The organism is Deltaproteobacteria bacterium (genome assembly GCA_016931625.1).
Taxonomy (GTDB): Bacteria; Myxococcota; XYA12-FULL-58-9; order XYA12-FULL-58-9; family JAFGEK01; genus JAFGEK01.
Window position 1 is genome coordinate 1 of the sequence record JAFGEK010000137.1, and the last position, 8,247, is coordinate 8,247.

Genomic DNA, 8,247 nt, shown 5'->3' on the forward strand with positions numbered 1-8,247 from the left:
CAGTTAAAAAAATGAAGATTTAAAGAACAGAGAACTTGAAACTGGGAATTTGAAGTGAGAGTTTATTCGTAATCATGTCTAATAATTAGAAACTAAGTTGTTGTTTCTGGCTTCCACTTAATACTGCAACCGACACTGGGTTTTTGATGAAAGTGAATTGGTTGGCCATTAAGCACAGCATCTACTGCAGCGCGTAAATCATTACCTAAAATTGGTTTGCCGTTACCAGGGCGGCTATCATCAAATTGCCCACGATAGACAAGTTTGCGTTTGTTATCGAATAGATAAAATTCAGGAGTGCAAGTTGCATTAAATGCTTTAGCTACGTTTTGCGACTCATCATAAAGATAAGGAAATATATAACCAGCTTCTCGTTTTTCAATAACCATTTTTTCAGGGCTATCATCTGGGTAAGCTTCAGCGTCATTAGCATTAATGGCAATGATGCTAATATGCTTTGCATAATCTCTGCCAAAGACTGCGAGCGCCGCGCGGATATGTTTTACATAAGGGCAGTGATTACAGATAAACATTACTAAAAGTGGTTGTTTTACTGAAAAATCATGGGGTCCAATTAAATGACCGTCGGTGTCAGGAAGATTAAAATCTGGACAAGGTGTACCAAGTGCCAACATAGCTGAAGGTGTAATAGCCATGATTTTCTCCTAGACTAATGTATTTAAGATAAGTCGAAGATTGGCTATTGTCATTAAATCAAAAAAAAATAATTACATAACGGCACTTAATAAAATGATGATTAAATTAATGAGTGAGATTGCTTTACTCTAAATAAATACATGTGGAGATCTTTATGTACAGCACAAAAGCAATTATCTTAGCGCTAATACTAAGTAGTTTTTTTACAAGCGTTTTTAGTGTTGCGTGTAATCCTCCGCAAAAAAAGGAACATCAAAAAGCCATGAATGTTTCTGAAAAACAACGTTTAGCTGAATTGCAAAAAAGACTAACCCCGCAACAATATGCTGTTACCCAAGAAGATGCAACCGAACCACCATTTAAGAATGCATATTGGGATAATCATCAACCAGGCATTTATGTAGATGTGGTAACCGGTGAGCCTTTATTTAGTTCTTTAGATAAATTTGATTCAGGTACAGGTTGGCCAAGTTTTACTAAGCCGATTAATAACCGGATTATTAAAGAAAAGGCCGATAATAAATTATTTATGCAGCGTACCGAAGTGCGTGCAGCATCAAGTGATTCTCATCTGGGTCATGTATTTGAGGATGGGCCGGGGCCGAGCGGTTTGCGCTATTGTATTAATTCAGCAGCATTGCGATTTATCCCCGCAGAAAATTTAGTTGCAGAAGGTTATGGAAAATTTGCTCATTTATTTACCAAAAAACAAAGTGATCCTAAAACTAAAGAAGCCAAAGTTAATCCGGAGACAGCAATTCTGGCGGGCGGATGTTTTTGGGGGGTCGAGGATATAATTCGTAACCTACCTGGAGTTATTGCTACTGAAGTTGGATACACTGGTGGTGACAGTCAAGATCCAACATATAATGATGTACATACAGGAAAAACCGGTCATGCTGAAGCAGTAAAAGTAGTTTTTGATCCTGCAGAATTAAGCTATAGTGAATTGCTTGATACATTCTTTAGATTGCATGATCCCACCACGAAAAATCAACAAGGTAACGATGTTGGTACTCAATATCGATCGGCAATTTTTTATTTTAACGATCAACAAAAACAAAGCGCTCAACAAGCGATACAACGTGCTGAAAGATCTGGACGTTGGCGCAATCCGATAGTAACGGAAATTGTACCAGCTAATAATTTTTATAAAGCTGAAGATTATCATCAAGATTATTTAGTTAAAAATCCTAATGGATATACATGTCATTACTTGCGAGATTGAAATTGGCTAATGAAGTTACATTTTAAATATTTTCATTAGTTAAAGCACAAATATTAGCGAAACCATTACTATAACAGCACAAAATAATAATGAAATAGGTATACCAATAATAGGCACTAAAAGTATACCAGTACAGAATGCGCCCAAGGCACCGCCGGCGAGATCTACAGCATATAATATACCAAGTGCTGTTTTATTAGTTTGAGATATTTGTATACTGGCAAAAGCAAAACTTATACCAGTATAGCTCCCAGCAATGAGTAACAATAATAGACTAATAATAAGGCTAAATGAAGCACCGTGTTGAATAGTATAAGCGCAGACGAAACATATTGCACAAAAACTAATTAATATAATATTTAATAGGCGTCGATTAACGTAGGCATTTTTTGATAATAATATAGTGCCTAAAGCGATTCCCATCATAAACATAGTCAATAAGATGCCGATATCTTGAAATAATATGCCTTGTTTAATTTGATAGTTAACAGTTGTTATAGCTTCAAACACCATACCGGCAAAACCAGCACAAAATGCAAGGGCAAGATAGCGACCTACTTTTTGATGGCGTAAAAATAGAGATAAGCCCAAAAATAAACTAATGAAACATATTGATACGACAATAACCAGGTGATGTTGGCTAAACATGTTGTGTAAATCTAATAGAAAGTTACTTTGGCTCAGTTGTTCTAGCCAAACCAGAGAATTATAGTGATAAGAAATTGGGAGTGTATCGCTATTGGCGGTGACAGTTGTTAATTTTGCTAGCTTATTTATGGCGATAAAACGGTCATTTTCATATAAGTAGTGAACTAAAGCAGAAGGTGTCGCATTACTTTGAGGATTTAAGAGTTCTAAATGTTGCGAAAGTATAGCGGCATTACGTATTAATGGTTTATTGCTACCTATTAGAATTGCAGTGTCACCTGGCAATATAACAATATCATTAAAAGCTAGCTGCAAGGCGTGTGTAACACTTGCAAGCAGCTTGGCCTGGAAAGCGGTATAAAGGTTGGCGGCGCCAGAAAGACGTAAGGCAATTACACCGCCGGATTTCAAGTGACGCGCACAGATATCAAAAAACTCTTGAGTATAAAAACGATTGCTTTGCCCAGAAGATGGGTTAGGTGCACCGACAATTATTACATCGTATTTATCGCTTTGCTTAATATAATTTCTTGGATCAGCGATAGTGAATTGAACTTGATCACTTTTAAAATAATTTTGTATTGCAATTGGCAAATGCGGCACGGTCGTATTAAAAAATAATTTATCGAGTTCTACTGCAACAGCTTTATGCGGATTAAAACGCATAGTTTGTGAGAGTAGTGCACCACCGGCATCGCCTAAAATTAAAAAAGTTTTGGAAAGTTTTCGTTGAATGCCGGCAAGAGTTACAAATATTTCAGCTTCAGGGTCATGATCGATATATGATAATGTATCATTAATATATAATGAATATTGATTGTCGTTTTGCGTTAAGGTTAATCGGCCATAAGCAGAATCATGAGTAGATACTAAGTTTGTATGAGTACGCCTGATAAGAAAAGTATTTAACTCAGGGCTAAAAGGCAATGACAATAACGTAATTATTAATATTAAAATAGTAGCAATTACTAAGCGTTTTATATTAGCCAAATTATGTAAAACTAACACCGCAAAAAAGGCAAGAAAGATAGTAATTATGGCAAGAGCAAGATTGCTTATCCCGCGTAGTATTAAAAGTGTTGATAAGGCACCGCCCAATAACGCACCAATGCTTTCTATTGCATAAGCGCGCGCAAAATTCCCACCTGCTTGCATAAATAATCTAGCTGAAAGTTGAAATAATATACCACAACTAATTGCAACTGGGGCAATTATTAATAATGTGCTTATAAGTTGAATTGAAATTGGTAAATAGCTGCCAGGAATATCAGCAAAAAGTCTGCGTAATTCATGCGTTAAAGGTAACGTAATAATTATGGCATAAGCTGAAAAAATAAAAACATATTCAAGGTATCGACGCGTGGTAATATTACGAGAAAATAACATTGCACCCAAACCAGTGCAAAATAACCATGTGCCTAAACCAAAAATATAAATAAGCTCGACACCATAGGCGGCAACGTGTAATTCACGTAGCAGTACGACTTGCATTAACAGTGAAAGTATTCCAGTGAAAATAAGGGCAAACATTTTTTATGAAAAAACGCCAGCAATCTGCGTGTTGCAAAATTTGCAGCGATTGCCATTAAGATTACTAGCTTTAATGAAAAAGCCGACACGTTCAATAATTACTTTGTTACAATTTGGGCAGTAAGTATTATTTCCAGGGTGTCCAGGCACATTACCGACATAGGCATAATGAATGCCTTCACTTAACGCGATAGCTCGAGCACGATCTAAAGTGGCTATTGGAGTTGGCGGCAAATTTACTAGCTTATAATCAGGATGAAAACGTGAAAAATGAATTGGCACATCGCGTCCCAAGTACGTTACAATCCACTTAGCTAAACCTTTAAGCATTGCATCGCTATCATTTTGAGTTGGTATTACAAGATTAACTAATTCAAGATGACGATTTCGTTTGCGAACTTGCTCAATACTACGAAGCACGGCGTTTAAATCAGCTTGAGAAAGTTTTTGATAAAATTCTTTACTAAAACCTTTTAAATCAATCTTGATTGCATCAAGTACATCACAAAGTTCGTTAAGAGGTTCTTTGGTCATATAGCCACAGCTAATTAATACTGAATGAAGACCTTTACTGCGCGCCGCACGAGCAATGTCTGTCATATATTCGATAAAAACTGTAGGTTCATTATAGGTGAAAGCAATAGTTGGAGCGTTAATGGTTTTTGCGTTATCAACTATTTGTTTTGGTGGGGTATAGCTTACATTATAATCCTCAGGACGAGCTTGTGATATTTGCCAGTTTTGACAAAATTGGCAACGTAGTGGGCAACCGGAAGTTGCCAAAGAATATGCCAGACTACCGGGATAAAAATGATATAATGGTTTTTTTTCTATCGGATCCACATGAGTAGTAATTGGCCTACCGTAAACCAATGTTTTTAAAATACCATTATCATTATAACGAGAGTTACAACGTCCACGATTAAAAGGAGCAATTAGACATTGATTAGCACAGAGAACACAACGAACTGAAAGACTATTTTTATGAGGAGATTTTTTCGCATCAAATGATGCATTATCATGGCAGCTAGTACAATTACCTTCGTCATTCTGGGCAATATAATATCTTGCTTTGGGCGATGTAGCGATTAGTTGACTTAATGTGCCAGCAGCTATCGCAGTTTCACAAATATTAGCAATAGAATTTAGGCTAGGGGTGCCAGCAATAAATGCACTAGTGCCTAATCCCTTTTGCAATATTTTAGACAAAAAGCGTCGCCGTGAATATGCTGATCTCGTCATGCAAAACTCCCGCGGCTTTTTAATGTGACATTTGTTTTAAGTGTTTTTCACTAAATACCTGTGCAGTGAATACTTCAAAACTTGCTTGTGGTGATTGCCAAGCGTCGTTTGAAAGACCGGCTTTTAATGATAAATATTGTAAAGTAGTTAGTTGATCCCAACCTTGTTCAGGAGCTACTTGTGGTAAGAATACCGCTCGTCTACCTAAATAGTTTAATATAATACCATGTTTACCTATTTTAAAATCTAAAGGCTGAGCGATTTTTTGTGGTGAGCTTAAAATACTGATTTCTATGTCAAGATCAGATAATTCATTGAGAGTTACAGAATTAAAACGAGGGTCATCTAACGCTGCAGATATCGCATTATCACGAATATCTTGCCATAATGGCAAAATTGGCATGATATGACCTATACAGCCACGCAATTTACCAGTTTTAGTTAAGGTTACAAAAGTGCCATATTTTTGGTGCCAAACAGCATCATCGGGCACGCCAAGTATTGTAGCCGAAGGTGGATTTTCATGAGCAAGAACTAGAGAAAGTGTTTTACGAGCAATTGCTAATGCTAGCTGTTGTTGTTTGATATCAAGTATATTATCAGAAGAATCGTTATGGGCTAATTTTGAGGCGCTAGGCCAACCTGATGGCAAACTATATGCATAGGCGAGATAGCTTACAGAATTTGTATAATCGCCTAACATATGTCCACTAGTATCGAAGGCTAATCTTTTACTATGAATATTTTGAGGTAATAAACCTAATAAAATTAAAATAGCCTCACGTCCACAAATGGTATCATGGGTTGTTTTTATATGTTTAGTAAAAGCATCTGCATTAGGAGTGCTTAATGCGATAGTAGCTTTATCTGCAAGATTTTGTAATTGTTTTGGAATGTCAGATGTGAAAGGCAAAAAGCCATAGTTATTACCATAATGGGTGAAATCACTACTTACTATTACAAGATCATCAGGTTGTAGCAATTGTTTAATTGTAGCAGAAATATTTTGACTATTCTCAATAGAGCCAATAGTACCCACCACTAAAGGGATTATTTTAACCCCTGGTGCAACTTTAGCTATAAAAATAGTCTGCATTTCAATACTATGTTCCGACTCATGAACATTATTAGGGCCATTAAATTCATGATGTTTTCGTAAAAGCTCTACTGCGGTTTGATCAATTTGCAAATCTCCAAGCGGGGTTGCATAAGCTTGTAGATCACTGGCAGGTAAGGCAATACCGTTGAAAGCAGCTCGATGTGAAGGGCCTAAAATAAAAATTCGCTTGGGCGGATGCTGACGTATATGAGCATATACATGCGCTGCGACTTTGCCACTAAAACGAAGACCCGCGTGTGGCACGATAGCTGCAACCAGCGTACTCGAAGAAAAACTAAGTGAAACTTCTGCGAGATATTGTTCAAGAATCGAATTTAACTCAGCAGCAGTTTCTGGGTACCAACTACCAGCATATTTAGCAATACGTGTATGACCACTAGGTTTAATTTTAGATGATGATTCAGCTTCTGAATTTTTATAAGAACATGCCATAGCTAAAAAGACCGTTAGAGTTAGTAACCAATGACGCATAAAAGAAAATGTTAACAACGATGTAGCTAACATTGCGCTATATTGCCTTGATTTTAAAAATAAAGAAATGCAAAAAGCTATTATTAGCGATATCCCCTAATTATTTGCGTTTGAACAAACGGGCTATTAGGCCACCAAATCCTGATTGCGGTTGCCCATATTTTCCTGTTCGCATATGGATTAAGCGTAGTTCACGTGCAGCATCTGGATTATTTGGATTTAGTTCAAGAGCTTTAATAAAATATTTGCGAGCTTCTTCGCTATGACCTTCAACACGAGCAATACGACCTAAAAAATCATAGGCGATATCTTGGCGTTCACGAATTTTTAAACCTTGCTTGATATGTTCTTGTGCTTGTTGTGCTGCTTCACTTCCTTTGGCGCAATACAAAGCATAGCCAAGATAAACCCAAAATTCAGCTTCGCCTCTATTTAATTCAACGGCTTTTAAAAGAAGCGGATAAGCTTGCGCTGCTTGACCACGACGTATAAGTGTTTGGGCTTTGGTAAATAAAGTTTCAGCTTCAAAGATTTCACCTGGATCTGTGGGTAATCCTTGTGCGTGTCGATCAATCACATAGTCATAAGCTTTGCGCTGTTCAGGGTCGATTAATATTCGGTGTGCTTCACTAATACGAAGAAAAATTTCTTCGACCTTATTTTTTGCATCTTGATCAATATTTAAATTTGCAAAACGGTCAACATGCCATTTTTTGGCCAATTCAAAATATACTTTACGAATGTCATTTACTGAAGCTTGGCTATTTATGCCTAAAATTTCGTAGAAATTTTGCGAGGCAGTATTCTCAATTTGTTTATTTATATTATTAATAATCCGCATTAGTTCAGAATCATTTGATTGCATTGAAGGTATTATATTTTCTGTAGGTTGCTCTATGTTAGTATGTATAACTGTTTCTGCCGTAGGGTTTGCGGTTTCATCAGTTTTTGAAAGACCATCTAAAAATAATAACGCGGCAATAGTGCGTTGATGAGCCAACGAGGCTATGTGAGTTAATTCGCTAATTTTCATACTATTGGCAGTTATAGTAATATCTGGTGCACCGATTTGGCGACAAGCATTTAAAATAGTATCAAATTTAATATTCTTTTTAACCAATAGATCTTTACGGGCCTGCCATACTTCAGCAAGCTGGCTTTCACTCATTGAAGTGATAATTGCGACAAGGGCTTCACCTATAGGGTCAACTATCTCATCATTCGGCGCAATATTTTCAGAAGAGAATTGACAAATGCCTGATAGAGCACATGCCAACGAACGTAATACTAAAATTAGACAATCATGCTTATCTAAACCCGGACATGATGAGTGACGAAGTTTATTAGGCCG

At 36.7% G+C, this 8,247-nt stretch carries 6 protein-coding genes; 1 reads left to right on the forward strand and 5 read right to left on the reverse strand.

From position 1 onward, the window contains the following. Positions 1-92 precede the first annotated feature (92 nt). A complete protein-coding gene (locus JW841_11635; protein ID MBN1961588.1) occupies positions 93-656 on the reverse strand; it encodes a thioredoxin family protein in 564 nt (187 codons plus the stop codon). Between the two features lie 155 nt (positions 657-811). Between JW841_11635 and JW841_11640 the strand changes: the two genes are divergently transcribed. Further along, positions 812-1,885 (forward strand): bifunctional methionine sulfoxide reductase B/A protein, encoded by a 1,074-nt coding sequence (locus JW841_11640; protein MBN1961589.1) that lies wholly within the window; start codon positions 812-814, stop codon positions 1,883-1,885. A 39-nt stretch (positions 1,886-1,924) separates the two neighbouring features. Here the strand turns inward: JW841_11640 and JW841_11645 are convergent, their stop codons facing one another. The 4 genes from JW841_11645 to JW841_11660 all read right to left on the reverse strand — a co-directional run. Further along, positions 1,925-4,024, reverse strand: coding sequence for a hypothetical protein (locus JW841_11645; protein ID MBN1961590.1), 2,100 nt, complete (start codon positions 4,022-4,024; stop codon positions 1,925-1,927). A 42-nt stretch (positions 4,025-4,066) separates the two neighbouring features. Next, complete coding sequence (amrS, locus tag JW841_11650; GenBank protein ID MBN1961591.1) at positions 4,067-5,305, reverse strand: AmmeMemoRadiSam system radical SAM enzyme; 1,239 nt, start codon at positions 5,303-5,305, stop codon at positions 4,067-4,069. 19 nt (positions 5,306-5,324) lie between these two features. Further along, positions 5,325-6,896 (reverse strand): AmmeMemoRadiSam system protein B, encoded by a 1,572-nt coding sequence (amrB, locus tag JW841_11655; GenBank protein ID MBN1961592.1) that lies wholly within the window; start codon positions 6,894-6,896, stop codon positions 5,325-5,327. Positions 6,897-6,996: 100 nt separating this feature from the next. After that, a partial coding sequence (locus JW841_11660) for a DnaJ domain-containing protein (GenBank protein MBN1961593.1) occupies positions 6,997-8,247 on the reverse strand: 1,251 nt, incomplete at its 5' end.